This is a genomic window from uncultured Jatrophihabitans sp. (assembly GCF_964246335.1).
GTDB lineage: Bacteria > Actinomycetota > Actinomycetes > Mycobacteriales > Jatrophihabitantaceae > Jatrophihabitans.
This window is the reverse complement of sequence record NZ_CAXTQF010000051.1, coordinates 1-26,518: the sequence shown is the minus strand read 5'-3', so window position 1 is coordinate 26,518 and position 26,518 is coordinate 1. Positions and strand designations below refer to the sequence as shown.

Annotated in this window: 25 protein-coding genes; 16 read left to right on the top strand and 9 right to left on the bottom strand. The window is 71.4% G+C overall.

What is annotated here, in order from left to right; genetic code table 11:
- A partial coding sequence (locus tag ACFFCN_RS13975; RefSeq protein ID WP_375492538.1) for a DEAD/DEAH box helicase occupies positions 1-1,511 on the bottom strand: 1,511 nt, incomplete at its 3' end.
- A 233-nt stretch (positions 1,512-1,744) separates the two neighbouring features.
- Here ACFFCN_RS13975 and ACFFCN_RS13970 point away from each other — a divergent pair.
- On the top strand, positions 1,745-2,806 hold the full coding sequence (locus ACFFCN_RS13970) for a YihY/virulence factor BrkB family protein (RefSeq protein WP_375492536.1): 1,062 nt from the start codon (positions 1,745-1,747) through the stop codon (positions 2,804-2,806).
- Here the strand turns inward: ACFFCN_RS13970 and ACFFCN_RS13965 are convergent.
- Positions 2,785-3,006: a DUF3039 domain-containing protein gene (locus ACFFCN_RS13965; RefSeq protein ID WP_375492535.1), complete on the bottom strand. Its 222-nt coding sequence runs from the start codon at positions 3,004-3,006 to the stop codon at positions 2,785-2,787. The two genes, ACFFCN_RS13970 and ACFFCN_RS13965, sit on opposite strands and share 22 nt — an antisense overlap.
- 83 nt (positions 3,007-3,089) lie before the next feature.
- Positions 3,090-3,431 carry a DUF3099 domain-containing protein gene (locus ACFFCN_RS13960; protein WP_375492533.1) on the bottom strand — a complete coding sequence of 114 codons (342 nt, stop codon included), beginning with the start codon at positions 3,429-3,431 and terminating at the stop codon, positions 3,090-3,092.
- Positions 3,432-3,485: 54 nt separating this feature from the next.
- Between ACFFCN_RS13960 and ACFFCN_RS13955 the strand changes: the two genes are divergently transcribed.
- The 5 genes from ACFFCN_RS13955 to ACFFCN_RS13935 all read left to right on the top strand — a co-directional run bounded on the left by ACFFCN_RS13955 (position 3,486) and on the right by ACFFCN_RS13935 (position 9,303).
- Entirely contained in the window at positions 3,486-5,042 is a 1,557-nt protein-coding gene (locus tag ACFFCN_RS13955) for a methyltransferase (RefSeq protein WP_375492531.1), read from the top strand.
- On the top strand, positions 5,039-5,461 hold the full coding sequence (gene dtd / locus ACFFCN_RS13950) for a D-aminoacyl-tRNA deacylase (RefSeq protein WP_375492530.1): 423 nt from the start codon (positions 5,039-5,041) through the stop codon (positions 5,459-5,461). The genes ACFFCN_RS13955 and dtd overlap by 4 nt, the downstream gene beginning before the upstream one ends.
- A gap of 423 nt (positions 5,462-5,884) precedes the next feature.
- Positions 5,885-6,859 carry an RNA polymerase sigma factor SigB gene (gene sigB, locus ACFFCN_RS13945; protein ID WP_375492542.1) on the top strand — a complete coding sequence of 325 codons (975 nt, stop codon included), beginning with the start codon at positions 5,885-5,887 and terminating at the stop codon, positions 6,857-6,859.
- Between the two features lie 98 nt (positions 6,860-6,957).
- Positions 6,958-7,656: a metal-dependent transcriptional regulator gene (locus tag ACFFCN_RS13940; RefSeq protein ID WP_375492528.1), complete on the top strand. Its 699-nt coding sequence runs from the start codon at positions 6,958-6,960 to the stop codon at positions 7,654-7,656.
- A 180-nt stretch (positions 7,657-7,836) separates the two neighbouring features.
- Positions 7,837-9,303, top strand: coding sequence for a glutamate synthase subunit beta (locus ACFFCN_RS13935; RefSeq protein WP_375492526.1), 1,467 nt, complete (start codon positions 7,837-7,839; stop codon positions 9,301-9,303).
- Between the two features lie 20 nt (positions 9,304-9,323).
- On the opposite strand, the gene ACFFCN_RS13930 is transcribed toward ACFFCN_RS13935, so the two are convergent.
- Entirely contained in the window at positions 9,324-10,340 is a 1,017-nt protein-coding gene (locus ACFFCN_RS13930; protein ID WP_375492524.1) for a DUF4192 domain-containing protein, read from the bottom strand.
- Between the two features lie 137 nt (positions 10,341-10,477).
- Positions 10,478-11,092 carry a hypothetical protein gene (locus tag ACFFCN_RS13925; protein WP_375492522.1) on the bottom strand — a complete coding sequence of 205 codons (615 nt, stop codon included), beginning with the start codon at positions 11,090-11,092 and terminating at the stop codon, positions 10,478-10,480.
- Positions 11,093-11,243: 151 nt separating this feature from the next.
- On the opposite strand from ACFFCN_RS13925, the gene ACFFCN_RS13920 reads away from it, so the two are divergent.
- From ACFFCN_RS13920 to ACFFCN_RS13900, 5 genes are all read left to right on the top strand, one after another.
- Positions 11,244-11,711: an NUDIX domain-containing protein gene (locus ACFFCN_RS13920; protein WP_375492520.1), complete on the top strand. Its 468-nt coding sequence runs from the start codon at positions 11,244-11,246 to the stop codon at positions 11,709-11,711.
- A gap of 26 nt (positions 11,712-11,737) precedes the next feature.
- Positions 11,738-12,514: a peroxide stress protein YaaA gene (gene yaaA, locus ACFFCN_RS13915; RefSeq protein WP_375492519.1), complete on the top strand. Its 777-nt coding sequence runs from the start codon at positions 11,738-11,740 to the stop codon at positions 12,512-12,514.
- Between the two features lie 56 nt (positions 12,515-12,570).
- Entirely contained in the window at positions 12,571-13,212 is a 642-nt protein-coding gene (locus ACFFCN_RS13910; protein ID WP_375492517.1) for a VOC family protein, read from the top strand.
- Positions 13,213-13,345: 133 nt separating this feature from the next.
- Positions 13,346-15,205, top strand: a complete 1,860-nt coding sequence (locus ACFFCN_RS13905) for a glycoside hydrolase family 15 protein (protein WP_375492540.1) — start codon at positions 13,346-13,348, stop codon at positions 15,203-15,205.
- Positions 15,206-15,230: 25 nt separating this feature from the next.
- Entirely contained in the window at positions 15,231-15,878 is a 648-nt protein-coding gene (locus ACFFCN_RS13900) for a flavin reductase family protein (protein ID WP_375492516.1), read from the top strand.
- Here ACFFCN_RS13900 and ACFFCN_RS13895 read toward each other — a convergent pair.
- Together ACFFCN_RS13895 and ACFFCN_RS13890 are read right to left on the bottom strand one after the other, a co-directional pair.
- Positions 15,868-16,815: an Abi-alpha family protein gene (locus ACFFCN_RS13895; RefSeq protein ID WP_375492514.1), complete on the bottom strand. Its 948-nt coding sequence runs from the start codon at positions 16,813-16,815 to the stop codon at positions 15,868-15,870. The genes ACFFCN_RS13900 and ACFFCN_RS13895 overlap by 11 nt on opposite strands.
- Before the next feature lie 5 nt (positions 16,816-16,820).
- On the bottom strand, positions 16,821-18,095 hold the full coding sequence (locus tag ACFFCN_RS13890; protein WP_375492512.1) for a DUF445 domain-containing protein: 1,275 nt from the start codon (positions 18,093-18,095) through the stop codon (positions 16,821-16,823).
- A gap of 178 nt (positions 18,096-18,273) precedes the next feature.
- Between ACFFCN_RS13890 and ACFFCN_RS13885 the strand changes: the two genes are divergently transcribed.
- Together ACFFCN_RS13885 and ACFFCN_RS13880 are read left to right on the top strand one after the other, a co-directional pair.
- On the top strand, positions 18,274-19,449 hold the full coding sequence (locus ACFFCN_RS13885; protein WP_375492511.1) for an acyl-CoA dehydrogenase family protein: 1,176 nt from the start codon (positions 18,274-18,276) through the stop codon (positions 19,447-19,449).
- Between the two features lie 14 nt (positions 19,450-19,463).
- Positions 19,464-20,591: an acyl-CoA dehydrogenase family protein gene (locus ACFFCN_RS13880; protein ID WP_375492509.1), complete on the top strand. Its 1,128-nt coding sequence runs from the start codon at positions 19,464-19,466 to the stop codon at positions 20,589-20,591.
- On the opposite strand, the gene ACFFCN_RS13875 is transcribed toward ACFFCN_RS13880, so the two are convergent.
- The gene (locus ACFFCN_RS13875; RefSeq protein WP_375492507.1) at positions 20,592-21,869 is read right to left on the bottom strand and encodes an MFS transporter; all 1,278 of its coding nucleotides are present in this window, start codon (positions 21,867-21,869) and stop codon (positions 20,592-20,594) included.
- Positions 21,870-21,958: 89 nt separating this feature from the next.
- On the opposite strand from ACFFCN_RS13875, the gene ACFFCN_RS13870 reads away from it, so the two are divergent.
- Complete coding sequence (locus ACFFCN_RS13870) at positions 21,959-22,288, top strand: ArsR/SmtB family transcription factor (protein WP_375492506.1); 330 nt, start codon at positions 21,959-21,961, stop codon at positions 22,286-22,288.
- Positions 22,285-23,034: an SDR family oxidoreductase gene (locus ACFFCN_RS13865; RefSeq protein WP_375492504.1), complete on the top strand. Its 750-nt coding sequence runs from the start codon at positions 22,285-22,287 to the stop codon at positions 23,032-23,034. The genes ACFFCN_RS13870 and ACFFCN_RS13865 overlap by 4 nt, the downstream gene beginning before the upstream one ends.
- On the opposite strand, the gene ACFFCN_RS13860 is transcribed toward ACFFCN_RS13865, so the two are convergent.
- Positions 23,031-25,805, bottom strand: coding sequence for an AAA family ATPase (locus ACFFCN_RS13860; protein ID WP_375492502.1), 2,775 nt, complete (start codon positions 25,803-25,805; stop codon positions 23,031-23,033). The genes ACFFCN_RS13865 and ACFFCN_RS13860 overlap by 4 nt on opposite strands.
- A 124-nt stretch (positions 25,806-25,929) precedes the next feature.
- Between ACFFCN_RS13860 and ACFFCN_RS13855 the strand changes: the two genes are divergently transcribed.
- Positions 25,930-26,403, top strand: coding sequence for a hypothetical protein (locus tag ACFFCN_RS13855; RefSeq protein ID WP_375492500.1), 474 nt, complete (start codon positions 25,930-25,932; stop codon positions 26,401-26,403).
- Positions 26,404-26,518 lie beyond the last annotated feature (115 nt).

Here is a 26,518-nt window from a genome sequence, read left to right as displayed (position 1 = left end):
CCCTCGGACTGCGGATCGGCGGGTATGCCCGCCGCGCGCCTGCGCGCCGCCGAGTCACGACGCGCGAACAACGACGCCGCCTGCTCCGGGGTGAGGATGCCGGGCAGACCCAGGAAGTCCTCGTCCTCGTCGGACAACTCGCCGGACGCCTCGCCGCCCGGGGCGGCGACGACAGCCCGGCCGCCGTGCAGGACGTGCGCGAATGCGGCGTCGGCGTCGACGAGTTCGTTGCGCTGCACCTCGGTCGGCTCGACCTCCGGCGGCGCGACATCGAGCAGCTCCGGGTCCTGCGCGGACGGCGGCGGGATGACGTGATTGCGCTCGTCCTCCAGCTCCGCGGCCAGCGCCAGCAACGGGCGGACCGCCGGCACGAAGACGGTGGCCGACTCGCCGGTAGCCCGCGAGCGCACCACGCGTCCGACGCCCTGCGCGAAGAACAACGGGGTGCGGTACGACGTCATCCACGCCAGGCACGCCGCGCGAGGCACGTCCACGCCCTCGGACACCATCCGCACGCAGACCGCGATCCGCTGCGTGCCATGCGTGAAGTCGGCGATCTTGTCGCTGGCCCGTGGGTCATCCGAGACGATGACCACCGGCGCCTCGCCGGTGACGCGTTCGACGATCTCGGCGTAGGCGCGCGCGTCGTCCTGATCGCTCGCCAGCACCAGGCCCGCGGCGTCGGGCATCCCGGAGCGACGCAGCTGCGTGATGCGCTCGTCCATCGCGGCGATGACGTGCGGCACCCACCGACCCCCCGGGTTCAACGCAGTGCGCCACGCCGTCGCCTCGACGCTGCGCGTGCTGCGCTCGCTCAGCGACGCCGCGATCACCTCGCCCGCACTGTTGCGCCAGCGCGACGTGCCGGTGTACGCGGCGAAGACAACCGGGCGCACCACGCCGTCGCGCAGCGCGTCGCGGTAGCCGTAGCTGAAATCGGCATCGCTGCGCCAGCCGCCGTCGGACTCCTCGGTGTAGCGCACGAACGGGATGCGCTCGTCCGGTCGCGTGCGGAACGGCGTGCCGGTCAGGCACAGCCGACGCGCCGCGAGCTCGAAGGCGGTGGCGACGGCGTCGCCCCACGAGAGGCCGTCACCGGCGTGGTGCACCTCGTCGAGGATCACCAGCGATCGTTTGACGCTCGCACGGGCGGCGTGGAGTGCGGGCTTGGCAGCGACCTGCGCGTACGTGGTGACGTAGCCACGCAGGTCGGCGCGCACCGGCCCGACCGAATTGGACAGCGAGGGGTCGAGCGGCAGCCCGGCCGCGTCCGCGGCGTCCGCCCACTGGGTGCGCAGGTGATCGGTCGGGCACACCACGATGACGCGGTCCACGATGCGCTCGCCGACGAGCAGCCGCGCCAGCGCGAGCGCGAACGTGGTCTTGCCGGCGCCGGGGGTGGCCGTCACCAGGAAGTCGCGCGGGCGGCGGTCCTGGTAGGCCGCCAATGCTCGGCGCTGCCACAGACGCAACGCGGGAGTCGCCGCTGCGAGTTCGCGTGGCGCTGCCAATCCTGCCGCCTCCCGGGGTCGCGTCGTCGGCGCCGAAGAGGCGTCCGCAACGTAATGCGATGCCCGGCGGCCGACACGTGCCGGCCGGCGCAGGGCATCGCGTCGACCAACCTAATCGCCGCGCGCGGACCGCCGACCACGGCACGCCGGGCGCAACGCAGTTCGCCGTCCGGCAGCGGCGCCGTCCGCGTGCCGTGAACCGGCGGCGGGGGTGGGTAGGCAGACTGTCAGTCATGCATTGGGTCGTGCGGGCGCTGCGCGCGGTGCCGTACGTCCCGGGTCTGGTGCGTCGCGCGGTCGTCAAGGGATGGCAAGACCGCCTGCTCGGGCTGTCCGCGGAGGCCGCGTTCTGGCAGCTGCTCAGCCTGCCGTCCCTGTTCCTGGCGTTGATCGCCACGTTGGGCTACGTCTCCCGCTGGTTCGGCAGCGGCACGGTCGACCGCACCGAACGCGAGATCGAGCAGACGTTGAGCCGGGCCTTCAGCCCGCAGGTGGTCGACCAGGTGATCCGCCCGACGCTGCGGGAGGTGTTGCACGGCGACCGCGCGGACATCATCAGCATCGGCTTCGTGCTGGCCCTGTGGGCCGGCTCGTCGGCCACGGCAACGTTCGTCAACACCATCGCGATCGCCTACGACATGCGCGACCTGCGCGGACCCATCCGCAGCCGGCTGCTCGCTCTCGGCTTGTTCCTCGGCACCGTCGTGCTCGGGGTGTTCCTGCTGCCGATGTTGGTGCTCGGTCCGGACCTGCTGCGCCGCGCGTTCCCACCTGGCGCACGACATACCGTCAGCTCGCTGATCGACGCGGGCTACTACCCCGCACTGGTCCTGTTGCTGCTGCTGGGACTGACGACGTTCTACAAGCTGGCACCGCCACGCCGGCTGCCGTGGCACCGCGGTCTGCCCGGGGCGGTGCTGGCGCTGCTGGTCTTCCTCGGGGGGTCCGCCGGGCTGCGCGCCTACATCAGCTTCATCCTGAACCGCAACCACGCGTACGGCACGCTCGCGGCGCCGATCGCGGCGCTGCTGTTCTTCTTCGTGCTCGCGCTGGGTGTGCTGCTGGGCGCGGAATTCAACGCCGAGCTCGAACACCGCAAGCCCGCCAAGCGCAAAACGCCGCGCGTACTTGCTCCACGCAACTGGCAGGTGTTCCACGGCGATGGTGTCAGCGGCGACGGTGCCAGCACCGTGCCGTCGTCAGAGCAGAAGCGGCGCACCGGTCTGCGGCCGCACTTACCGGCGCTCGCCCGGCGCGCCGAGGGGGAACCGGCTCAGGAACGCAAGCTCTCGTAGATCTCCTTGCACGCCGGACAGACCGGCGAACCCGGCTTCGGCGACTTGGTCACGGGAAAGACCTCACCGCACAGCGCCTCGACCATCGTGCCCATGACGGCGCTCTCGGCGATCTTGTTCTTCCGGACGTAATGAAACATCTCGGGGCCGGTGTCGGTGTCCGACGTGGTCGGCGACTCGAGGACGTCGGTGCTCGCCACGCTTCATGCCTCCGCTCGGTGGACTGCCGGGGTACCCCGGAGATTCTGCACGACCGCGACCCCGTCACTAGGCGGCGCGCTCGTCACCCGTCGATGGTGCGCGGGTCGTGTCCGCTGGGCAGCGCCCGCTCGCCGCGCAGATCGCCCTGGTGGCCGGGCGCGGGCGATCGCTTCTTCGGCGCACGGTCGTTGGCGATGATCACGGCGCACCACGGCAGGACCATCCCGGCAAGGATGAACGCGAGCGCCAGCCACAACGAAAAGCGATAGGTGAGCGCTGCGCCGAGGATCGCGAGAGCACGCAGAGACATCATGATCGCGTACTTGCGGCGGCGGCGGTCGAACTCCTCGTCGCCACTCTCGTGCGCGGTGGTGATGAGTGCGGCCTCGTCGGAATGAGAGCGACGCAGCAGCACACTTCCCATCGTGACACCCGGCGGCCGGAAAAGCTCGTGCGCGGCGACTGACAGGATGAGCAGGTGAGTCCGCCGCAGGCGCAGGCACCGGAAGCCGAACCGGTGCTGGACCCGGCCGGGATCGCCGCGCTGCGCGAGGCGTGCGCGGGCTACACGGTCGACGCCGTCCACGACGTGCTGGGACTCGACGGCACAGCTGCGCTGGACCGCGCGGACCTGACCGGCGCCGCCTACGCATTGCGAGGCGACGACAGTCGGCTCGCCGACCTGGTCAGGCTGTTCCTGCTCGGCGCGGAGGTCGACGAGGACGCCGCGGCCCGGGCAGTCGCACCCCTGGACCTCGGCATCGCGGTCGCCGCCGGCCTGGTGGAGCGCTCGGTCGGCGGGGTACGGGCCGGGCTCGACGTCCGGCCGTACGCACAGAGCGGCGCCGACGCGCCGCTGAGCTGGTGGGTGGTGTCCGACCTGGGCTCGGACGTGCGCCGCGGTCCGCTGCCCGCCGGGCACGTGCTCGGCGTCGGGGCTGCCGCCCTGACATTGGCCCAGGCCGTCCCGCGCACCCCTGTGGAGCGCGCGCTGGACCTCGGCACCGGCTGCGGCGTACAGGCGCTGCATCTGGGCCGCCACACGCGCGACGTCACGGCCACCGACGTCAGCCCTCGCGCGCTGCGGCTCGCAGCCACCACGGCTGCGCTGTCCGGTGAGCAGTGGACGCTGCGGCACGGATCCCTGCTCGAACCGGTGTACGACGAGCGCTTCGACCTGATCGTCGCCAACCCGCCGTTCGTCGTCTCAGACGGCAGCACCGAGTTCGACTACCGCGACAGCGGCATGGCCGGGGACGCCGTGAGCGAGATCTTGATCCGCACCCTGCCCGCAGCACTGCGGGGAGGCGGCTCTGCGCACCTGCTGGCCAACTGGATCATCGACCGCGACGCCGCGTGGGACGAACGCGTCGGCGGCTGGCTGGCCGGCAGCGCGGTCGACGCGTGGGTCCGGCAACGAGAGGTCGTCGAACCCGGCGAGTACGTCACGATGTGGCTGCGCGACGCCGGCTTCGATCCGAGCATGCCGGAGTGGGCGGACCGCTACGCGGCCTGGCGCGCGTGGTTCGACGCGCACGGTGTGCTGGCGATCGGGATGGGCCAGGTCTCGCTGTGGCAGACCGACGAGCGCCCGGTGCGCGTGCTCGAGGACGTCGCGCAGGCGGTTGAGCAGCCGCTCGGCGCGCACCTGGATGCATGGCGCGCGCGCCAACGCTGGCTGGCCGGGCACGGCGACGACGCGGCGCTGCTGCAGGCCGTGCTCGCCGCCGGCCCGGGGTTGGCCCGCGAGCGCAGCGAGGTGCTCGACGACGGAGGGTGGACACCGGCCGGTGGAGTATTGCGTCAGCGCAGCGGCCTGCGCTGGTCGGTCGAGGTGGACGACGCCATCGCCGCCCTGATCGCCGGGTGCGACGGCCGACGGCCGCTGCGCCTCCCCGTGCTGGCGTTGGCGGCGGCGCTGGACCAGGATGCCGACGCCGTGGCCGCGGCCGCACTACCCGTGGTGCGCGACCTCGTGTCCCGCGGATTCCTGGTCCCGGTCACCGACGCGCGGTCGGCGCGGATGTCGACATGAGAGCCGTGCTCCAGCGGGTGACGTCCGCGTCCGTGCACGTCGGCGGCGCACGCGTCGCGCAGATCGGCACCGGACTGCTCGCGCTCGTCGGCGTGACGCACGACGACGAACCGCAGCGTGCCGCCGCGCTGGCGAACAAGATCGCGACGCTGCGGATCATGCGCGACGAGCGCAACGTCCTCGATACCGGCGCCGAGATCCTGGTAGTGAGCCAGTTCACGTTGTACGCCGACACGCGCAAGGGCCGCAGGCCCAGCTGGAACGCGGCTGCGCCCGGACCCGTCGCCGCGCCGCTCGTCGACGCGGTGGCCGAGCGGCTGCGCGAGCTGGGCGTGCGGGTCGCCACCGGGGTATTCGGCGCCGACATGCGGGTAGAGCTGATAAACGATGGGCCGGTCACCTTGATCGTCGAAGCCTGAGCCGGCCCTGAGCGACGGCCGGTGAAGCCCGTCCTCGGGAACACGTCGTCACCGTTCGCACGTTAAGTCTCACGAGCCCGGGCACGCGAAGCGCGCGATGGCCGGACGTAGGCACATTTCGCACGCAAGGTGGACTGGTAGACCGTGACAACGTCTCGCAACACAACGACGCACTCCACTCCTCGCCGTTCGGGCGGCGCCGCTCGCCCGGCTGCGGGCGAGTCGCGGGTAACAGCGCGTGGGCATCGCAGCGCCCGCAGCGCCACCAAGCCGACGGCGCCCGCCGCTGCCAGCACCGACACCGAGGCCGAGGCATCGGAGGTCGCCACGCCGACACGCTCGCGCAGCAAGAGCTCGACCAAGCGGGCGGCCGGTGCCGCCACGACCGCGAAGGCCACGACCACTGCGGCCCGCGCGGCCACGATCGACCCTGACGCTCCCACACCGGTGCCGGGAGCCACGGCGGATCTCGACGAAGCTGCGACCTCTGCCGACCTCGTCCGGGTCTACCTGAACGAGATCGGCAAGGTGGCGCTGCTGACCGCGGCCGACGAGGTCGAACTCGCCAAGCGCATCGAGGCCGGCCTGTACGCCGCCCACCTGCTCGAGTCGGCGAACTCGCTCACTCCCGCGCGCAAGCGGGACATGCGCGGCGTCGTGATCGACGGCGAGCGTGCGAAGGATCACCTGCTGCGCGCCAACCTGCGCCTCGTCGTGTCCTTGGCCAAGCGCTACACCGGCCATGGCATGCCGTTCCTGGACCTCATCCAGGAGGGCAACCTCGGGCTGATCCGCGCGGTCGAGAAGTTCGACTACACCAAGGGCTTCAAGTTCTCCACCTACGCGACGTGGTGGATCCGCCAGGCGATCAGCCGGGCGATGGCCGACCAGTCGCGCACCATCCGGCTGCCCGTCCACCTCGTGGAGCAGGTCAACAAACTGCAGCGGATCCGCCGGGAGATGAACCAGGAACTCGGCCGCGAGGCGACGCACGCCGAGCTCGGCCACGAGCTGGACATCACCGAGGAGCGGGTGCGCGAGCTCATCGACCTGTCCCGCGACCTGGTCAGCCTCGACCAGACCGTCGGCGCGGACGACGACGCCTCACTCGGTGACTTCATCGCCGACGAGCGTGCCAGCGCGGCGGCCGAGACCGTCGTCGAGGGCGGCTTGATGCGAGCGCAGCTGCAGGGCGTGCTGGATTCGCTCGACACCCGCGAGGCAGCGGTTGTGCGGATGCGGTACGGCCTGGACGGCGCGCAGCCCAAGACCCTGGACGAGATCGGTCGCGCCTTCAAGCTGTCCCGCGAGCGGATCCGCCAGATCGAACGGGAGACGATGGCCAAGCTGCGTCACCCGTCCCGCTCGCAGGTGCTTCGCGACTACCTCGAGGAGTAGCCACAAGCTGCTGCAACGCGCCGGAACTCTGGGAACGCGCTGGGTCGGGCACAATGAACGCCAATGCACCAGCGGAGTAGAGGTTCGGGGTGGCGGGGATGTCGCATCACAGTGATCTGATCGACACCACCGAGATGTATCTGCGGACGGTGTTCGAGCTCGAGGAGGAAGGCGTCATCGCGCTGCGCGCGCGTATCGCCGAGCGCCTCGGACAAAGCGGCCCCACGGTGAGCCAGACCGTCGCGCGGATGGAGCGCGATGGTCTGCTCACCGTGGCGGGCGACCGCCACCTGGTGCTCACCGAGGCGGGCCGCCGCGAGGCCGTCGGTGTCATGCGCAAGCACCGACTGGCCGAACGGCTGCTCTCCGACGTCATCGGCCTGGACTGGGAAGACGTGCACATCGAAGCGTGCCGGTGGGAGCACGTGATGAGCGAGAAGGTCGAACGACGCATCCTGGCGTTGATCGACGGCCCGCTCGTGTGCCCGCACGGCAACCCGATCCCGGGTCTTGACGCGCTCGGCCTGCCGTTCGGCGCCGACCAGCACGGCGCCCCGCTCGTCACGCTGACCGCCGCCGCGGCGACGGCCGCTGCGGAGAAGATCATCATCGACCGGATCAGCGAGCAGCTGCAGTCCGACGCCGCGCTGATGCACCGCCTAGATACCGCCGGCCTGCGCCCCGGGCTCACGGTGCGCGCCGAACCGGTGCCGCACGGCGTGCAGATCTGGCTCGACGGCGGTCCCCAGGTGTTCGGCGACGAGATCACCGACCACCTGTTCGTCCGGGCCAGCTGACCGGGCCGCCACCGTCTGCGGGTCAGGCGGTGGCCGGCCGCGCCTGACGCGCGGAGCGCCGGGTAGCGATCGGTAGGATCGCAGGTCGCGAGCCGCACGCCGTGGTGCGAGAGACAGTCCCCGCACGCCCACCTGCGTGCCCAGAGCCCGCAGCAGGGCCCGAGCCGGAGGGAACCTCCCGTGCCGTACGACCCCCAAGGCTTTCTCAAGCACTCCCGTGTGGACACCCCGAAACGGCCCGCCGCCGAGCGAGTGCGGGATTGGCAACCGATCTACCTGCGCGCCAAGGACGACGTTGTCAGCGAGCAGGCGACCCGCTGCATGGACTGCGGAGTGGCCTTCTGCCACAGCGGCTGTCCCCTGGGCAACCTGATTCCCGAGTGGAACGAATTCGTCGCCCGCGGCGATTGGCACAGCGCCAACGAGCGGCTGCACGCCACCAACAACTTCCCCGAGTTCACCGGTTGGATCTGCCCTGCGCCGTGCGAGGCCGCGTGCGTGCTGGCCGTGAACACCGACCCGGTGACCATCAAGCAGGTCGAGGTCACGATCGTCGAGAAGGCGTTCGAGCAGGACGACATCGGGCCGCAGCCGGCCGCCGACCGCACCGGCACGTCCGTCGCGGTGGTCGGCTCCGGACCAGCCGGCCTCGCCGCCGCCCAGCAACTGACCCGCGCGGGCCATGCGGTGACCGTCTTCGAACGCGACGACCGGCTCGGCGGCCTGCTGCGCTACGGCATCCCCGACTTCAAGATGCCGAAGAACCTGATCGACCGCCGCCTCGAGCAGATGCGCGCCGAGGGCACCGAGTTCCGCTGCAACGCCGATGTCGGGCCGGACGACGTCGAGGCGCTGCGCCGCGACTACGACGCCGTCGTCCTGGCTGTCGGGGCTCTTGCGCCGCGTGAACTGACCAACCCGGGCGTCGACCTCGCCGGTGTGTACCAGGCGATGACCTACCTGCCGCAGGGCAACCGCGTGCAAGCCGGGGATCTTGCCGCGCCGCCCATCGACGCCCGCGACCAGCACGTGATCATCATCGGCGGCGGGGACACCGCCGCCGATTGCCTGGGCACCGCGAACCGCCAGGGCGCGGCGTCGGTGACGGTGCTCGACCACAACCCGCGACCGGCGGCGCGGGTCGGGCTCGTCAACCCACTGTGGCCCTCGGCGCCGAGCAGCCGCGGCAGCTCGCCCGCGCACGACGAGGGCGTGCACGAGGCGTGGGCGCGTGAGGTCGTGTCCTTCGAAGGCGACACCGCGGGCCGAGTGCGCGCGGTGACGGTCGAGGAGGTCGAGATTGTGCGGGTGAACGGCGTGCGTGAGTTCCGGCCGGTGCCCGGGTCGCGCACCGAACTGCCGGCGGACCTGGTCCTGCTCGCCGCGGGGTTCGTGGGCACCGACGTGCCCGAGCTGCTCGGCGCGCTCGGCGTGGAGCACGCCCCCGGCCGACGCACCGTGGGCATCGATGACGCCTGGCGCACGAGCGCCGGCGACGTCTACGCGTGCGGAGACGCCACCCGCGGCGCCTCGCTGGTCGTGTGGGCGATCGCCGAGGGCCGCGCGTGCGCGGCGGCCGTGGACACCGCGCTGACCGGCGGCACGGAGTTGCCGCAGCCAGTGCGTCCGTACGCGCTGGCGCTCTGACCCCACCGCGCCGGCGGTGGTCATGCCGGCCGCCGGCGCAGCCGCGGGAACCGGCGCGGGTCGATGCCGTGCGAGAGCGCGGCGAGCAACATGTCGGCCGGGCTGAACTGCGGGTCGCTGTCCAGCGCGCGCTGCGCCGCGATGCCCGCTCGGGCGCCGTCGCCGGACCGCCACGACGCCCAGCCGTAGAGGAACGCCGGCGCCGCGTCGTACGGCGCCGGGGCTCGCCGCACCAGCTCGCGCCACAACGGACGGCCGTCCAGCCGACCGTCGTCGATCGCCAACCACACGGCATCACGCAGGTCGCCGCCGCTCAACGCGACGGCGAACCGCGCGACGTCGAGATCCGGGCAACCCGCCCAGCGCGGTTCGTGTGCCGCACGCGCTGCGCTGAACAACGCACGCTTGACCGACCGCGCGTGCCGCCCGCCGGCGCCGTCGAGCACAGCGCGAACCGCAGCGTTCTCCGCCTCGCCGATCGCGGCGGCAACCACCGAACGTTGCGCCGCGGGCGCCGGATCGAGCACCGCCTCGAGATCGCGGCGGTCGGGCAATGCCACCACCCCGGCGACCGTCGCGGCCGCGGCGTAGGCGCTCGGCTGCGCGGAGAGCGGCCAGCCGTCCGGCGGACAGCAATCGTCGTCGCGGCAGCCCACCGAACGCCAGCGGCGGCCGGCGACGAGCAGCACGTCCACCAACTCGCAGTCCACGGCAGCGGCCTGCTCGGCGATCATGCGTGCGAGCGGCAACCACGATGGCTCGATCGATGCGATCGCGACCGGCTCGGGGGTGTCCGGATAGACCACGGCCACGAAGGCGCTGACGCCGCCGTTGACCATCGCCGCGACGGTGTGCGCGAGCGTCGGGCCGTGCTGCGCGTCGGCGAGGTCGAGGCGGGCGGTCACGACGAGCCGGGCGTCGTGCAACCCCACCAGGACCAGGCTCTCGCGCGGGCAGAAACCGAGCAGGTACGGCACAGCCTGCAGCAGGTCCGCGGGACCGGAGATGCGTTGGCCGTGGATCGATGCGGTGGTCATCCGCCAAGCGTCGGCTGCGCGCCGGTCGCGCGGGGCGGATCGAGCGCGGCTGTGGACGCGGTACGCGGATGTGGATGCGCTCAGCGCGCATGTCGGTAGCTCGTGCTAGCGGCGGCCGCCGCGAGACGCGGGCAGCGTCAGTGCAACGTGCCGGCGCGCCACTGACGCGCCGCACCGGCAAGGGCGGCCGCCGTGCGATCGTTGCGCTCGGCGAGCGTCGCGGCGTCCGTCGCCGGGTCCGGTTCGGTGCTGCCGAGCAGATCGCGCCGCCCGGTCGCGACCACCCGGAAGAACGCTGCCGCGCGTTCCAGGGCGACGTCGAGATCGCCGCGGTAGACACCGGCCAGCACCACGTCACCGAACGCGCCCACCGCCTCGGCATCGGCGAACTCGCCCACCCCGGCGACGGCGGCCTCCGCCGGCGCCAAGGGCTCGCCGCGCCGCCACAGCCGCACGACGTCGGTGGCGCTGTCGCGACACCACTGCCGCAGCAGGTACAGCGTCCACAACACACCCGGCAGGCTCGCCGGGTCGCAGTCGCGCCACAGGGATGCGAGCGTGTCCAAGCCGACCTCGTCGGCGAGCGCGACGAACTGTTCGCGGTCACCCGGCGAGCGCCCGGCCCGCACCACGAGCTGCGCCGTCGCCGCCGCGACCTCGGCGTGATCGCTCGGCGAGAAGCCACCGCCCGCGTCGATCATCTCGGTGAGGTCGGCGAAGCGCGCGGGCCGGTGCGGTCGGGGCGCGGTCATCCGGCAAGGGTACGGCGCCGGACTGTCCGAGTACCGTTGCTGACGACGTCGGCCCGATCCATGGCCCCCGGACCCGAATATGCCGCCACGAGCGGCCCTGCGCCGTGAGGCGACCTGGCGGGCCGGCGTCACTCTCGGGTAGGCACACACCATGTCCGGCATCGGCGACCCGCACCGCGGTGACGGCAACGGCTGGGTGTGGTGCGCGCAGGGCCACCGCCACTGGGGCCGGTTCGGTGCCGCAGGGCTGCTGCTCACCGACGGTGCACGCGTGCTGCTGCAGCACCGCGCCGCGTGGACGCACGAGGGCGACACGTGGGCCGTGCCCGGCGGCGCGCGCGACAGCGACGAGACGCCGGTCGACGCCGCGTTGCGTGAGGCCACCGAGGAGACCTCGCTCGACCCGTCCGGCGTCGAACTCGACGCCGAGTGGGTCGACGACCACGGCGGCTGGGCGTACACGACGGTCCTCGCGTGCACGCGCACACCCGTCGAGGTGACGCCGGTCAACGCCGAGAGCACCGCGGTGCGGTGGTGGCCGCTGGACGAGGTCGACACCCTCCGGTTGCACAGTGGGTTCGCCCGTGCGTGGCCCGCGCTGCGTGCACTGATCGGGTGAATCGGCGGTGCCGTAGCGTCGCGCCGGTGCGTCTGCTGCTGCCGCCGAGCGAGACCAAGCGGCCCGGCGGCCGCGGCCGTTCGCTGCGCACGCGCACCGCGACGCATCCGCTCGACGCGTCGCGCGCCGGCGCGCTCGACGCGCTCGCCGAGCTGCTTGCGCACGACGACCGCGCCGCGGCGATGCAGGCGCTCCTGCTACCGCCCGCCGCGGCCGACGCAGCACTACGGGCCAACGCCGCCGTACGCGACGCGCCGACCATGCCGGCGATCCGGCGTTACGCCGGCACCGTCTACCAGGGCCTCGCGTACGACGAGCTGACTCGCGCCGAGCAGCACGTCGCGGTGCGCACGACGCTCATCTTCTCCGGCCTGTTCGGCGTGTTGCGCGGCGACGAACCGGTGCCCGACTATCGCGTGCCGGCCAAGGCCGTGCTGCCTGGCATCGGCACGGCCGCGACGTACTGGCGCCCGCGCCTCGCCGCACCGCTCGCCGGCACCGTGCGCGACGAGCTCGTCGTCGATCTGCGCTCCGGCGACTACGCGGCGATGTGGCGGCCCACCGGGCGCGCGCGCGAACACGTGGTCGCGATCCGGATCCTCTCCCCCGTCCCCCGTGGCGGCCTCGGCGTCGTCAGCTTCACCAGCAAGCTGGCCAAGGGCCGACTGGCCGCCGAACTGGTGCGCAGACAGGCCGCCGGCGAGCTGCCGCGCGATCACCACGACGTCGTTGCCGCGTGGATGTCCTGCGGCGGCGTCGACGCCGTCACGACCGCCACGGGACTCGATCTGCATACCGGCTGACCCGCCGTCCGGCACCCGGCTGCAGGCGCGGCGCGGTCGTCCGCAACCATGGCCGCATGCACCTGGACCACCTGTCCTACGTCGCCGGACCGGACGGGCTCGGCGCCTGCGCGCAGTGGCTCGGCTCCCGGCTCGGCGCGGGCTTCCACGACGGCGGCCTGCACCCCGCGTTCGGCACGCGCAACTTCGTCCTGCCGCTCGCGGGCGGCGCGTACCTCGAGGTGGTCAAGGCACTGGACCACCCGGCGGCGGACCGCGCGCCGTTCGGCCGCGCGGTGTCGGCCCGCAGCGCGGCCGGCGGGGGCTGGCTCGCCTGGGCGATCCGCGTCGACGACATCACGACGGTGGAGCGACAGCTCGACCGCGCCGCGGCACCCGGCCACCGGCGCCGTCCGGACGGCTTCGACCTGCGGTGGAAGCAGATCGGTCTGCACGACGTCGCGCAGGATCCGCAGCTGCCGTTCTTCGTCGAGTGGGAGAGCGACGCGCAACACCACCCTTCGGGGGGCGGCTCGGCCGTGACGTTGCGCAGCATCGAGATCTGCGGCGACGAGACCGTCGTCGACAGCTACCTCGGCACCTCGAGCCGACAGCCGCTCGACGGACTGGACGTCACCTGGCTACCACCGGACGACGGCGAGACCGGGGTCGTCGCCGCGACGTTCGACACGCCGCACGGTGAGGTCCGGATCGACTGATTCGTCCGCGTTCGTCGAGCACGATTCGGCGACGGTCCCGCACAGCGCAGGTTTCCACGGTTACCGTGTCGCCGTGGAAACCACCGGCGGCGCCGTGCAGGGCGAGGCGGCAAACGGCATCGGCGACCTGCCCGTGCCCATCGGCGATTACGGCTTCCTCTCCGACGGCGAGACGACGGCGTTGGTCGCACCGGACGGCTCGGTCGACTGGATGTGCCTGCCACGGATGGACTCGCCGAGCATCTTCGGCACCCTGCTCGGCCCGCACGCCGGCACCTTCCGCATCGCGCCCACCGACGCGTCGGTGCCGGTGGCGCGCCGCTACCTGCCCGGCACGCTGGTGCTCGAGACGAGCTGGGGCACCGACACCGGCTGGATCATCGTCCGCGACGTCCTGCTGATGGGTCCGTGGCGGCACGAGGACAACTACTCCACCTGGCAGCGCCGCACGCCCACCGACTACGAGGCCGAGCACGTCCTGCTGCGCACCATCCGGTGCGTCAAGGGCGAGGTGCAGACCGTCATCGAGTGCAACCCGTCGCCCGACTACGGCCGGCTCAAACCGAGCTGGGAGTACACCGACCTCGTCTATCACCAGGGCCGGATGATCTGTGACGGCTGGGAACGCCCGGTCCGGCTCACCACGGACATGCGGTTGGGCTTCGAGGGCAGCCGGGCCAACGTACGCACGCTGCTCAAGGAGGGCGACACCCGGTTCATCGCGATGTCGTGGGGTACGAAGGAACCGCCGTTGACCTACGAGGACGCCTACCGCAGGCAGGTGTGGACGGCACACCACTGGCAGCACTGGCTCGCGCGCGGCAACTTCCCCGACCACCCCTGGCGCAGTTACCTGCAGCGCAGCGCGTTGACGCTCAAGGGGCTGACCTACTCGCCCACCGGCGCGATCTGCGCGGCCGCCACGACATCGCTGCCGGAGACCGTCGGCGGCGACCGCAACTACGACTACCGCTTCACCTGGATCCGCGACGCCACCTTCGCCCTGTGGGGCATGTACTCGCTCGGCTACGACTGGGAAGCCATCGACTTCTTCTCCTTCATCGCCGACATCGCCGAACGCGACGACAACCTGCAGATCATGTACGGCATCGGCGGCGAGAGCGAGCTGACCGAGCGAACGCTGGACCACCTGCCCGGGTACGCGAACTCGCGGCCGGTGCGGATCGGCAACGAGGCCGCCAAGCAGAAGCAACACGACGTCTGGGGCGCGCTGCTCGACTCGGTGTACCTGCACGCCAAGGCGCACAAGCACGTCGACGACCGCATCTGGCCGATCCTCGCCAAGCAGGTCAACGCCGCCCTCGACAACTGGCGCGATCCGGACGCCGGCATCTGGGAGGTGCGCGGCACGCTGCAGCACTTCACCTCGTCGAAGATCATGTGCTGGGTGGCCGCGGACCGCGGCGCGCAGTTGGCGGCCGTCATCGGTCAGGACGCCGCCGCCGACAAGTGGAAGCAGGCCGCGGAGGAGATCAAGGCCGACATCCTCGAGCACGGTGTCGACGAGCGCGGCGTGCTGACCGCGCACTACGACACCACGGCGCTCGACGCGTCGCTGCTGCTCGCCCCGCTCGTGCGGTTCCTGCCGCGCGACGACGAGCGCATCGTCAACACCGTCCGCGCGATCGCCGACGAGCTCACCGAGCACGGCATGGTGCTGCGGTACCGCACCGACGAGACCGACGACGGCTTCACCGGCGAAGAGGGCTCGTTCACGATCTGCTCGTTCTGGCTGGTGTCCGCGCTCTGCGAGATCGGCGACTACACCCGGGCCCGGCGCATGTGTGCCCGGCTGCTCTCCCTCGCCGGGCCGTTGGAGCTCTACGCCGAGGAGATCGACGTGCACAGTGGCGCCCACCTGGGCAACTTCCCGCAGGCGTTCACCCACCTGGCGCTGATCAACGCGGTGCTGCACGTCATCAACACGGCCCACCTCACCGACGGCGAGCTCTACACCCCGGACCCACGCTGACCGGCCGCTCTGCTTTGCTGGACGGGTGACCCCCGCGCCGCCCGACCGTGTCGAACACTCCCCCGACGACGCACCGGGTGGCATCTACCCCTGGCTCACGGCGTCGATCATCCCGCGGGCGATCGCCTGGGTGTCCAGCGTGTCCGCGGACGGCGTCGACAACGTCGCACCGCACTCGTTCACCACCGTGGCCGGCGTCGACCCGCCAACACTGTGCTTCGTGTCCGTCGGGCACAAGGACACGCTTGCCAACGTGCGCGCCACCGGCGAGTTCGTGCTCAATATCGGCAGTGCAGCGCTGCTGGAGGCGATGAACGACTCGGCGACGAACTTCCCCGGCCACCTGAGCGAGTTCGACCAGGCGCAGCTCGAGCGCGAGCCGAGCAGGGTGGTCGCCCCGCCGCGGGTCGGCGGGGCGCCCGTCGTCTTCGAGTGCCGGGTGTCCGGCGAGCACGAGATCGGCAAGTGCGTGATGGTGTTCGGCGAGGTCGTGCACCTGGCCGCGCACGCGGGTGTGGTGGCCGACGACGGCATGCCCGACGCCGCGCGCGTCGACCCGCTCGCCCGGCTCGGCCGCTCCGAGTGGTCGCGGCTCGGCGACGTGTTCTCCCTCGACCGGATCCGTTACGACGACTGGACGGCCGGCCACCGCAGCAGCACGCTCAGGACGTAGCGCGCTTCTTCGCGTCCTTGCGTGAGGTGCGCGAGTTGCCCGACGGCGCATCCCCGGTGAGCGCCGATTGCGGCGGCGCCTTCGTCGTGTTCAGCGGCAGGCAGGTGCGCACGAACTCGGTGCCGAACGAGGTCAGCGCCACGCTGCGGTGCACGGTGCGCGGCATCCGCCCGGCGTGCTTGAGCGCCTCGGCGACCTTCGGCTGCGCCTCGACGACTTGGTAGCGCTGCGGGTTCGTCACCTGCTCCTTGGAGAACACCAGCAACCCGAGCCGGGACAGGTTCACCAGGTACGGATTGCTGCGCTGCAGATTCCGGCAGCCGGCGTGCTCGGCGATCATGTTCAGGCCCTCGGCGATGAGCACGGAGCCGATGCCGAACGGGCGGAAGGTACGCACGTCCACTGCCGGCTGCGGGCCCTCCAGGTAGAGGTAGCGCAGCATCCGCGCCTCGTCCGGGGTGATCTCGGTGAGGATGCGGGCGAATGCCGGATGGGTGTCCTCGACGACGTGCACGTCGTTCGAGCGGCGCAGCAGGTCGGTTCCGCGGCGCTGCAGATCCTGCGGCGTGGACGGCTTGGGCGCGTTGCGGTCCGGCGCCGGACGCGCCGGGGCGAGGTCGTCACGCAGGCCGAGCGCACGCCAGGCGACGTTGCGCAGGTCGTTGGCGGCGTCCTGCATGATCGCCGTCGCTGCCTCGCCCTCCACGGCACGCTGCGCGACGTAGTTGGCCCCGGCGATCGTCGCGCCCAGCGACCAGCTGACGACATGCCACGCCGACACCGCAGCCACTTTGGCAACGTTGGGCGCTGCGGTGAGCAGCGTCGGGCTGGGCCGGCGGCCCTGCGTCACCGGCTCGACGATCCTGCTCAGCCCCGGCCGCGGCCGGCGGGGCAGCACCTCGGCGCGCGTGGGCTCGACGGGATCTTCGTCGGGCAATCGGATCAGACTCCGAAGATCGCTAGGTGGACGATTCCGGCGAAGAAGCCGAGCACTCCGCCGTGCACGAACAATAGCCATTCGTCTTGTTTGATCGCCGAGCGGAGCATCTCGACGAAGTCGTCCGGACCCATCTGGCCCATCTGCTTGGAGATGAACTTGTAGATCTTGCCGGACTGCTGGCGGCTGAACGCGGCGTCGTTGAACGCGATCGGCGCGAACTCGGTGGCCTCGGCCGCCACGGACGAGCGGATCTGGTCGTACTCGCGACCGCCGATGGCCATCCGGACGGCTGCGCGCGCCGGTCCCACCGCCTTGTCCACGGCCGGGCGCATCGAGTCCTCGAGCAGCTGTCGGGTGCGGTCACTGCTCGGCCCGGTCATCAGCTGGTTGCCGATGTTGCGGATCGTGATCACCTTGTCGGCGACCATCTGCGCGTACCCCTCCGTGACCTCGGCCTGCCGTTTGAGCATCAGACCCTGCCGCCACGGGCACCACTTGGACGGGTGCACCGGCTCGAAGATCATCGTGATGCCGAGGTAGTTCACGACCCAGCCGATCACGACGCCGCCGATCGGCAGCACCCACCACTGTGGGAAGACCTGCAGGATGCCGAAGAGCGCGAAGCCCATCGGCACCCCGAAGTAGAAGCCGAAGTTCTTCATGAACCGCAGCTCCTTACGGCCCATGATCAGGAACAGCTCGTTCAGCAACTCGGGATGCGCCACGAAATAGTCGATGATCATCAGCTTGGCGTCGATGAGCTGCTCGACGTTGTCGCCGATCTCGCGAGTGATGTCGCGCACGATGCCGGGCAGCTGACCGCGCACCCGGGCGAACACCGCCTCCTTGATGACCGGTGGCAGGTCGTGCCACAGCTGCGGGTTCTCCTGCTGCATGATGTGCTCGACGACGTCGGTGATCTCGTCCTGCGCGACGCTCGCGAGGTGCTCGGCGATCCGCTCGGGCTCGAGCTCGCGGTAGAAGTCGCTGACATCGCCGAGTTTGAGCAGCCCCTTGTCGACCGCGATGCTCGCCATCTTGTCCGCGCGGGACGGCACGATGCCCTGCCAGCCGAGCCGGCCGTCGTAGCGGACCAGTGGCAGGATCTGCACCCGCCGCGGCAGCAGCGGGAACAGGATGCGCATGCCCGGCACCCGGGGGCCGTGGAACTTGATCGGCCGGAACAGCATGAGCACGCCGGTCCAGTTGGTGATGTAACCGATGACGCCGGTGAACAGCGGGATGCTGATGAGGTCGACCAGCGTCTTGTGGTCCATCCACTCCCCCTCCGGCAGCCCGCCTCCGGCAGTTACCGGCGGGTCACATTATCGCGACTCCCCCGCGCTCGGGCGAGTCGAACGCTGCGGAGGGCGCTGCACACCGCAACCTACGGATGGGTAACGTCAGCATGACGGCGCGCGAACGGCGCGCCGGACCGCAGTTTCAGGAGCGTCTATGGATCTCGCCCTCAGCAAGGAAGACCGCGCGTTCGCCGAGCGCATGCGCGACTTCTTCACCACCGAGTTCCCCGCCGACGTGCGGGAGCGGATCAGCCGCGGCGAGCACGCCACCCGCGACGACGTCGTCAACGCCCAGCGCACCATGAACGAGCACGGGTTGGCCGTACCGCACTGGCCGACCGAATGGGGCGGGCAGGACTGGACGCCGCTGCAGCGCCACATCTGGGCGGAGCAGATGGTGCTCGCGCACGTGCCCTCGCCGGTGGTGTTCAACACGGCGATGATCGGCCCGGTGATCGCGACGTTCGGCAGCCAGGAGATGAAGGAGCGGTTCCTGCCGAAGACCGCCAACTGCGACATCTGGTGGTCGCAGGGCTTCTCCGAGCCGAACGCGGGCTCGGACCTCGCCTCGCTGAAGACCACCGCGGTGCGCGACGGCGACGAATACATCGTCAACGGGCAGAAGACCTGGACGACGCTCGCCCAGTACGGCGACTGGATCTTCAACCTGGTGCGGACCGACCCCGAGGCGCCGAAGCAGCGCGGCATCTCGATGCTGCTAATCGACATGAAGTCCCCCGGCGTGACCGTCCGACCGATCCACCTCATCGACGGCGGCTACGAGGTCAATGAGGTCTTCTTCGAGGACGTGCGGGTGCCGGCCGAGAACCTGGTCGGCGAGGAGAACAAGGGCTGGACGTACGCCAAGTTCCTGCTCGGCAACGAGCGCACCAGCAACGCCGGCGTCGCGATGATCAAAAACCGCATCGCGCGGGTCAAGCGGCTGGCCGGCCCGTTGCTCGACGACCCCCTGCTGCGCGCCCGCGTGACGCGGCTCGAGATCGAGGCGACCGCCCTGGAGATGTCGGTGCTGCGCGTCCTGGCGCGTGAGGCGAGCCTGCCGCATGGCATGCCCGACCCCACGTCGTCGGTGCTCAAGCTCAAGGGCTCCGAGCTGCAGCAGGACGCTTCCGAACTGCTCGTCGACGTGCTCGGCCCCGCCGCGCTCGCCTACCGCGAGTCCGACGCGGTGGCCGACGGGTTCGCCGCGCCGCCCGAAGGCGCGGTCGACGCCATGCCGACGTACTTCAACTGGCGCAAGGCCTCGATCTACGCCGGGTCGAACGAGGTGCAGCGCGGCATCATCGCCAAGGCCATCCTGAAGTTCTGAGAGGACTTACCTTCGTGGATCTCGAAGCCACCGACGAGCAGAAGATGCTCGCCGACACCGTCGACGGCCTGCTGGACAAGCGCTACGACGCCAACATCCGCCTCAAGCTGCTCGATTCCGACGACGGCTGGAGCCGCGAGCTGTGGAAGCAGTACGCCGAGCTCGGGCTGCTCGGGCTGCCGTTCGACGAGCAGTACGGCGGCGCCGGCATGGGCATCGACGAGCTCGCCGTCGTCATGGAGTCCTTCGGCCGGGCCCTCGTGCTCGAGCCGTACTTAGCCACCGTCGTCCTCGGCGGCTCGCTGGTGGCGCGGGCCGGCTCGCCTGAGCAGAAGGCGGCCGTGCTGCCCGGCGTCGCCGACGGCTCCACGCTGCTCGCCTTCGCCTACACCGAGGCGGGTTCGCGGTGGTCGCTGACCGACATCACCACGACGGCCAGTGTCGACGGCGAGACGGTCACGGTGTCCGGCGCCAAAATCGCCGTGCTGGGCGGCGACTCGGCCGATCACTTGGTCGTCACCGCCCGCACCCCGGACGGCGAGATCGGCCTGTTCCTCGTCGACGCGTCGGACGCCGGCGTCGGCCGCTCCGGCTACCCGATGCAGGACGGCCTGCGCGGCGCGGACGTCATGTTCGTCAACGCACCGGCCCAGCAGCTGGGAGCGGCCGGCGACGCGCTGGGCCACATCGAGGCGACGCTCGACGTCGCCACCGCGGCGCTGTGCGCGGAGGCGATCGGCGCGATGGACCGCATGCTGTGGCTGACCGTCGACTACCTCAAGACCCGCGTGCAGTTCGGCCAGCCGATCTCGGTGTTCCAGGCGCTGCAGCACCGGGCGGCAAACATGTACGTGTCGCTCGACCTCGCCCGGTCGATGGCCCTCGCCGCGCGGCTCGCGCTGGCTGACGACGACGTCGAGGCACGGCGGCGGCTGGTACGCGCGGCCAAGGCGCAGATCGACGCGTCCGCGCGGCACGTCGGGCAAGAAGCCGTGCAGCTGCACGGTGGCATCGGCATGACGATGGAGTATCCGGTCGGGCACTACCTCAAGCGCACGACGGTGATCGCCAAGACGTTCGCCGACACCGACCGGCTCGTGGAGCAGGTCGGGCAGGGCGACGGCCTGATCCCCGCCGGTTGATCAGCCGGTGCGGCGCGCACCGCGGGCATTGAGCGCGGCGGCGACGGCGGCCACGGCGAGGACCAGCGCGCCGTAGCCCAGCGTGGTGGTGTGCAGGCCGATGTGCGTGATCAGCACGCCGGCGACGACGGCCGGCACGCTGAACGCCACGTAGCTGACGATGTAGACGGCGGACAGCAGCCCGGCGCGCTCGTGCGGTTCGGCGAGCTGCGTCACGGCACGTAGCGCACCGAGGAACGCCGACCCGAATCCCGCGCCGGCCACGACGGCCGCCACCACGAACAGCGCGAGCGAACTCGCGGCGACCGCGACGACGAAGACGATCGTGCCGACGACGAGCGTCAGCGTGCCGGCCGCGGCCAGCCGATCCGGTGGCAGCGAGCTCAAGGTCAGCGCCGCGGCGGCGCCGGCGAGGGCGAACACGCCGAGGACGACGCCGACACCGGCCTCGTCGTGCAGGCCGAACGTGGCGGTGAGCAGTGAGCCACCGACCGAGAGCATGAGGCCACCGAGCGCCCACGTGGCGAGCATTGTCGGCGTCGCGCGCAGGAACGCGCTGCGCGCCGGCGCCGGTACGGCCACCTCGGGCCGCAGCGCGCGTACCGCGCCGGACATCCGGTGCACCGTCTCGGGCAGTACCGAGGTCGCGGCGGCGAGTACGGCGAACAGCGCGAGCAGCACCCAGAACACCAGCTTCGTCGGGTGCGGCGCGTACTGCACGAGTGCGCCGGTGCCGATGGCGCCGAGGCCGAGCCCCGCCGTGGGCGCGACGCTGTTGGCCAGTGAGCCCAGCCGCGCCCCGTCCGGCGGCTGCAGGTCGATCAGGTACGCGCCGAGCACGCCGATCGCCGCGCCCGTGGCGAAGCCCTGCACGATGCGCGCGACGACGAGCCACCCGACGCCGTCGGCGCCGAGGAACAGCGCCATCGCGCCGATCTCGACGAGCAGCGACGCCGCGAGCACCGGGCGCCGGCCCACGTGATCGGACAGCCGGCCGACCGTCAGCAGGCTCATGAGCAGGGTCAGCACGTAGACGGCGAAGATCGCAGTCAGCGTCAGGGCGGAGAACCCGAAGCGCGCCGCGAACACCGGGTAGAGCGGGCTCGGCGCGCTGGAGGCGGCGAGCAGGCTCGCGGTGGTGGCGGCGACGACCCAGAAGGCCGCCGCGCGCGGTAGCCGGGGCAGTCGGCGCCGACCGTCCGCGCCGCTGCGCGGTGCTGCGTCGACGATCGGCTCGGAACTGCCCGGCGAGTGTGACATTGTGCGCGGTTGGCTCATGATTGACTCCGATCGGCCCACCGTTCGAGTTCTTTCAATAAGTCCGAACAGGGCTGTCCCGCCAACCGTTCCAGGAAAGTCGAACTGTGATGGCTGTCACCGGTCGTGAACTCGTCCATCCCGACCTCGCCGACGTCGCGTTGACCGACGTGCTGTTCGCGCTGAGCGACCCGGCGCGGCTGCACCTCGTGCAACTGCTCGCCGACGACGGCCCGCAGACGGTCGCCAACTGTCACCTCGTCGACCCCAGATCCCCCAAGTCGACGTTCTCGCATCATCTCAAGACGCTGCGCGAGGCCGGCGTCATCCGCAACGAGCCGCACGGCCGGCAGCGGATGGTCACGCTGCGCCGCGCCGAGATCGACGCGCGGTTCCCCGGTCTGCTCGCGTCGGTGGCGCGCGCGGAGCACGTGTCGTGACGCGCTTCGCCGGCCGGGTCTGCGTCGTCAACGGCGCCGCGAGCGAGATCGGCCGCGCCGTGGCGGCGCGCTTCGCCGCGGAGGGCGGCGTCGTCGTCGGCGTCGATGTCATCGGCCACGACGTCGGCGAGCAGTCGGTGCAGGCCGACCTCACCGACGAGGCCCAGGTGCGCGCGCTGTACGACGACGTCGTGGCCACGCACGGGCATCTCGACGTCGTCTACAACAACGTCGGGCTGATGGACCGCGGCGACCTCTCGCTGCTCGATACCGACCTCGACACGTGGCGCCGGGTGCAGGACGCGAACCTGACCAGCGTGTTCCTGTCCTGCAAACACGCGGTGCCGCACCTGCGCGGCACCGAGCCGAGCGGCGGCGCGATCGTCAACGCGGCGTCGTTCCTCGCCGACATCGGCGCGGCCACCGCGCAGATGGGCTATGCGGCGGCGAAGGCCGGCGTGGTGCAACTGACCCGCGACCTCGGCGTGCATCTCGCACGTAGCGGGGTGCGCGTCAACGCCGTGCTGTTCGGGCCCATCGACACGGCCGCACAGCGCGCCGTGTTCGAGCGCAACCCCGGCGCGCTCGACAAGCGTCTCGTGCACTGGCCGATGGGCCGCTTCGGCACGCTCGACGAGGCCGCCGCGACGGTCGCGTTCCTCGCCAGCGACGACGCGGGTTTCATCACCGCGTCGGCCATCCCGCTCGACGGGGGCATCACCGAAGCGTTCACCGTCCCGGACTAGCCGTCCGTTCGGTCCGCGCCCGGGTGTGACATCACGGCAGCCAACTGGGTGCGGTTGGTGACGCCGGCCTTGCGGTAGACCCGGGTCAGGTGGAACTCGACGGTCTTCGTCGACAGGTAGAGCGCGGCGGCGATGTCGGTGTTGCGGTGGCCTTCGGCGACCTTGGTCGCGATCTGCAGTTCCTGATGGGTGAGATTCTGTGTCACCGCCGGTGTGGACGCAGCCGCGGGCGCGCCGCCCGCAGCCGCGAGTTCACGCTCGGCGCGGGCAATCCACGGTGTGGCCTCCACGCCGCGGAACGTCCGCAACGCCTGCTCCAGACGGTCCCGGGCATCGACCCGGCGCCCGTCGCGGCGTCGGCGCTCGGCCTGGCACAGCCTGGTCCGCGCCGCGTGGAAGAGCTGGCCGCTTGCCTCGTCGGCCGCTACCGATCGGTCGAACAGGGAGTCGTAATCCTCCGCGCCGGCGAGCAGTCCGCGCACGCGCAGTGCGCGCGCCCGCGGCGGGTCCGGCGCGTCGTCACCCACCAGGTCCAGGAACTCCGGTGCAAGTGCCTCGGCCTCGTCTCGGCGCCCGACGCGCAGCAGGACTTCGATCAGGTCCGGCACGGGCGAGAAGAACGGATGCGACATCCCGGCGCGCCGGAACCGCCTCAGGGCCGACTCGAGGATGTGTCGAGCTGCGGACGGGTCGTTGCCCGGAATGTGCAACAGCGCCTCCCGCCGGTCGGCGAGGACGGCGTAACCAGGATCAGCCAGTTGCTCGGCGAGGCGTCGGACGCGGACGCACCCGGCTTGGCATGCCGCCGCTTGACCGCGCGACGCGTCGATGTCGACCAACAGCAACAGCGCATCGGCGACAACGACAGGCGCCGCGGACTCGTCCACCAGTTGCGTCGCCTCGAACGCCCGCGCGGCCGCCGAGTTCCAGTTCGTCAGCGCGTGGTCGCAGAAGGCGAGCGTGAGCGTTGCGCTGGCCATGGCACTGACGTCGCCGGACTCGCGCGCGACGTCGAGCATCGCCGTCGCGATAGAGCGGCCCTGCTCCAGCTCGCCGGACTGCAACGCGGTGTCGCGCATGATCGACAACGAGGCGACATGGCTCGTCGTCGGCCAGCAATCGATCGCGGCGCGCAGGGCGGCCGGCAAGGACGCCTGGCGCGGGCGCGAAAGGTAGTCGATGGCCGCGTCGGCAAGCGCGACGAAGTCCACGTCGGTCTCGCCGCCGTCGATACCTGTGTTCGGACCGGTGGCGGAGCGCCCGTCGTCGACGAGCATGTCGACGCCCTGTCTCGCCGTCTCGTGGTCACCGTCCTCGACCGCTGCAGCGACGGCGTCGGCGAGCAGGTCCGTGCGCGCCGACGACATGTCGGCGGCGGCAGCGAGCAGTCCCGCTGCCGCACGTGCCCGGTGCCCGAGTCGGACCTCGGTCCATGCCTCGACCACCCGGACGCGCTGTCGGTGTCCGGCGCTCAGTGCCGGCATCGCCGCCAGTTCGGCGATCAGCGCGGCCGTCTGCGCACCGCTGGTTCCGCGCAAGGAGATCTCCGCTGCACACACCAGGCGCTCGCGGCGCCGCTCGGGATCGGCCGTGAGCTCGGCCGCGCGCTGGAGCGCCTGCCGGGCAGAGTCCGGTTGTGCGCGAGCAGTCAGGCGTTGGGCGAAGTCGGCGAGTTCGGCGGCGAGATCCTCGTCGTACTCGGGCTGCGCGGCCGCTCGATGCCACAGCGCCCGGTCAGGGTCGGTAGCGCTGAGCGCAACGCACAGTCCCTCGTGCGCGCGGCGCAGACCGCTGCTGCCCGCGCGTTCCGCGGTACTCGACCTGAGCAACGGATGTCGCAGCACCGCCTGGGTGCCGTCGATCCGCACGAGATCGGCCGCCAGCAATTCGTCGAGTGCCGACATCCCGTCTTCATCGGGGTCGACCGCCCGAAACGCGCTGAGCACGATCGGCAACTCGCTGCGGCCCGCGCACGCGGCGATGACCAGCAAAAGCCGGGCCGATCGGGAAACGGCATCGATGCGCGCAAGGTGGGCCGCCCGGATGCGCTGCGGCACGTACTCGTCGCCGGGAAGCGGGGCACGCCCGGACAGCTGGGCCGGCGTCAGTTCGTCGGCGACCTCGACGAGGCACAGCGGGTTGCCCGCCGCGCGGCGGTGCAGGGTGTCGGCGATGTCGGCGGACAGTGCGGGATGGCGTTCGCGTAGCAACTGGCGGCTTTCGTTCGCGGCGAAGGCGTCCAAGCAGATCGGTTGCGCGTCCGGACCGGACTCCCGGACGTCGCGGCTCGCGACGAACATGGCCACCCGTTCCCCGCCGAGCCGCCGGCCAATGGCGGCGAATACCTGGCGCGACGGCTCGTCCAGCCATTGGGCGTCATCGATCGACACGAGAACCGGCTGATCGGCCGACACGGCGGCCAACAGGGCGAGCAGCGCGCCGGCGACAGGCAGCGGCTCCGGCATCGCGGAGCCCAGATTTCGCAGTGCGCCCGCCAAGGCACGCTGTGCGTCCGCCGGCAGCGCGGCGATGCGATCCGCGACGGGCCGGATCAACACCTCGACTCCCGCGTAGGCGATGACACTCTCCGCCGGCACACCGGTGACCCGAAGCGTCAGGAACCTCGGCTCGGACGCGGCCACCTCCGCCAGCAGCGCGGTCTTGCCGATACCCGGTTCCCCAACGACATCGAGCAGCGCGGCCCGGCCGTCGGCAGCGGACGCCAGCGCCGCCCGACAGCGCATCAGCTCCCGCTCACGGCCCACGAACACGCGAGCAGTATCGCCAGCTCTAGGGGTTTCCCGGAAGCGCCGCGGCACGGCATTACCCGATCGTGGACGCGCGATGCCCGAGGAGGCGTCACGCACCCGTGATCGAGACAAGGGAGAGAGCAAGATGAAGATCAAGACAGCGGTTGTGGCGCTGGCGTCGGCTGCGGTCGTCGCGGGCGGTGTCGGGGCCGAACAGGCCGGCGCGGCCAGTAGTCACACGACACAACACCGGTCCAAGACCATCAGCTTCACCGCGGTCCGCAAGACCATGAGCCACGTGGACGCGGCTCCGAGCGGACCGTCCGCAGGCGACTCGACCTACATCGGCGGCCACATCGCCAAGGGCAACGCCAGCGGCTACACCACGGCGCAATGCGTGGCGGTCACGTCCGAGGACGGCGGCATCGCCCAGTGCCAGGTCGATCTGGTCCTGCGGCACGGCACGCTGGTGACGCTCGGCACCTCGGTGGGGGACGAGCCGCGCATCAAGCTCGCCGTGGTCGGCGGAACGGGCCGGTACGCGCGGGCGACCGGCAGCGGCTCGTTGCTACCGACCAAGTCCGGTAGCAACGTCGTGCTGCACGTGCACTCCCGCTGACCGACGCTGCAGTCCAGGTGCCGTCGCCGCAGGAGCGCCTGCGACGACGGCACCTGGGGCTGTCAGTCGCCGTCGCCGATGGCGGGCAGATACCCGCCGGGAACCTGGTCCGGGG

Coding starts and splice junctions, on each gene's coding strand:
- ACFFCN_RS13890 (WP_375492512.1), bottom strand. CDS start 18,095: ATGGACCACAAGACGCTGGTCGACCTCATCAGCATCCCGCTGTTCACC.
- dtd (WP_375492530.1), top strand. CDS start 5,039: ATGAGAGCCGTGCTCCAGCGGGTGACGTCCGCGTCCGTGCACGTCGGC.
- ACFFCN_RS13960 (WP_375492533.1), bottom strand. CDS start 3,431: ATGGGAAGTGTGCTGCTGCGTCGCTCTCATTCCGACGAGGCCGCACTC.
- ACFFCN_RS13970 (WP_375492536.1), top strand. CDS start 1,745: ATGCATTGGGTCGTGCGGGCGCTGCGCGCGGTGCCGTACGTCCCGGGT.
- ACFFCN_RS13885 (WP_375492511.1), top strand. CDS start 18,274: ATGGATCTCGCCCTCAGCAAGGAAGACCGCGCGTTCGCCGAGCGCATG.
- ACFFCN_RS13940 (WP_375492528.1), top strand. CDS start 6,958: ATGTCGCATCACAGTGATCTGATCGACACCACCGAGATGTATCTGCGG.
- ACFFCN_RS13875 (WP_375492507.1), bottom strand. CDS start 21,869: ATGAGCCAACCGCGCACAATGTCACACTCGCCGGGCAGTTCCGAGCCG.
- ACFFCN_RS13855 (WP_375492500.1), top strand. CDS start 25,930: ATGAAGATCAAGACAGCGGTTGTGGCGCTGGCGTCGGCTGCGGTCGTC.
- ACFFCN_RS13930 (WP_375492524.1), bottom strand. CDS start 10,340: ATGACCACCGCATCGATCCACGGCCAACGCATCTCCGGTCCCGCGGAC.
- ACFFCN_RS13920 (WP_375492520.1), top strand. CDS start 11,244: ATGTCCGGCATCGGCGACCCGCACCGCGGTGACGGCAACGGCTGGGTG.
- ACFFCN_RS13870 (WP_375492506.1), top strand. CDS start 21,959: ATGGCTGTCACCGGTCGTGAACTCGTCCATCCCGACCTCGCCGACGTC.
- ACFFCN_RS13925 (WP_375492522.1), bottom strand. CDS start 11,092: ATGACCGCGCCCCGACCGCACCGGCCCGCGCGCTTCGCCGACCTCACC.
- ACFFCN_RS13910 (WP_375492517.1), top strand. CDS start 12,571: ATGCACCTGGACCACCTGTCCTACGTCGCCGGACCGGACGGGCTCGGC.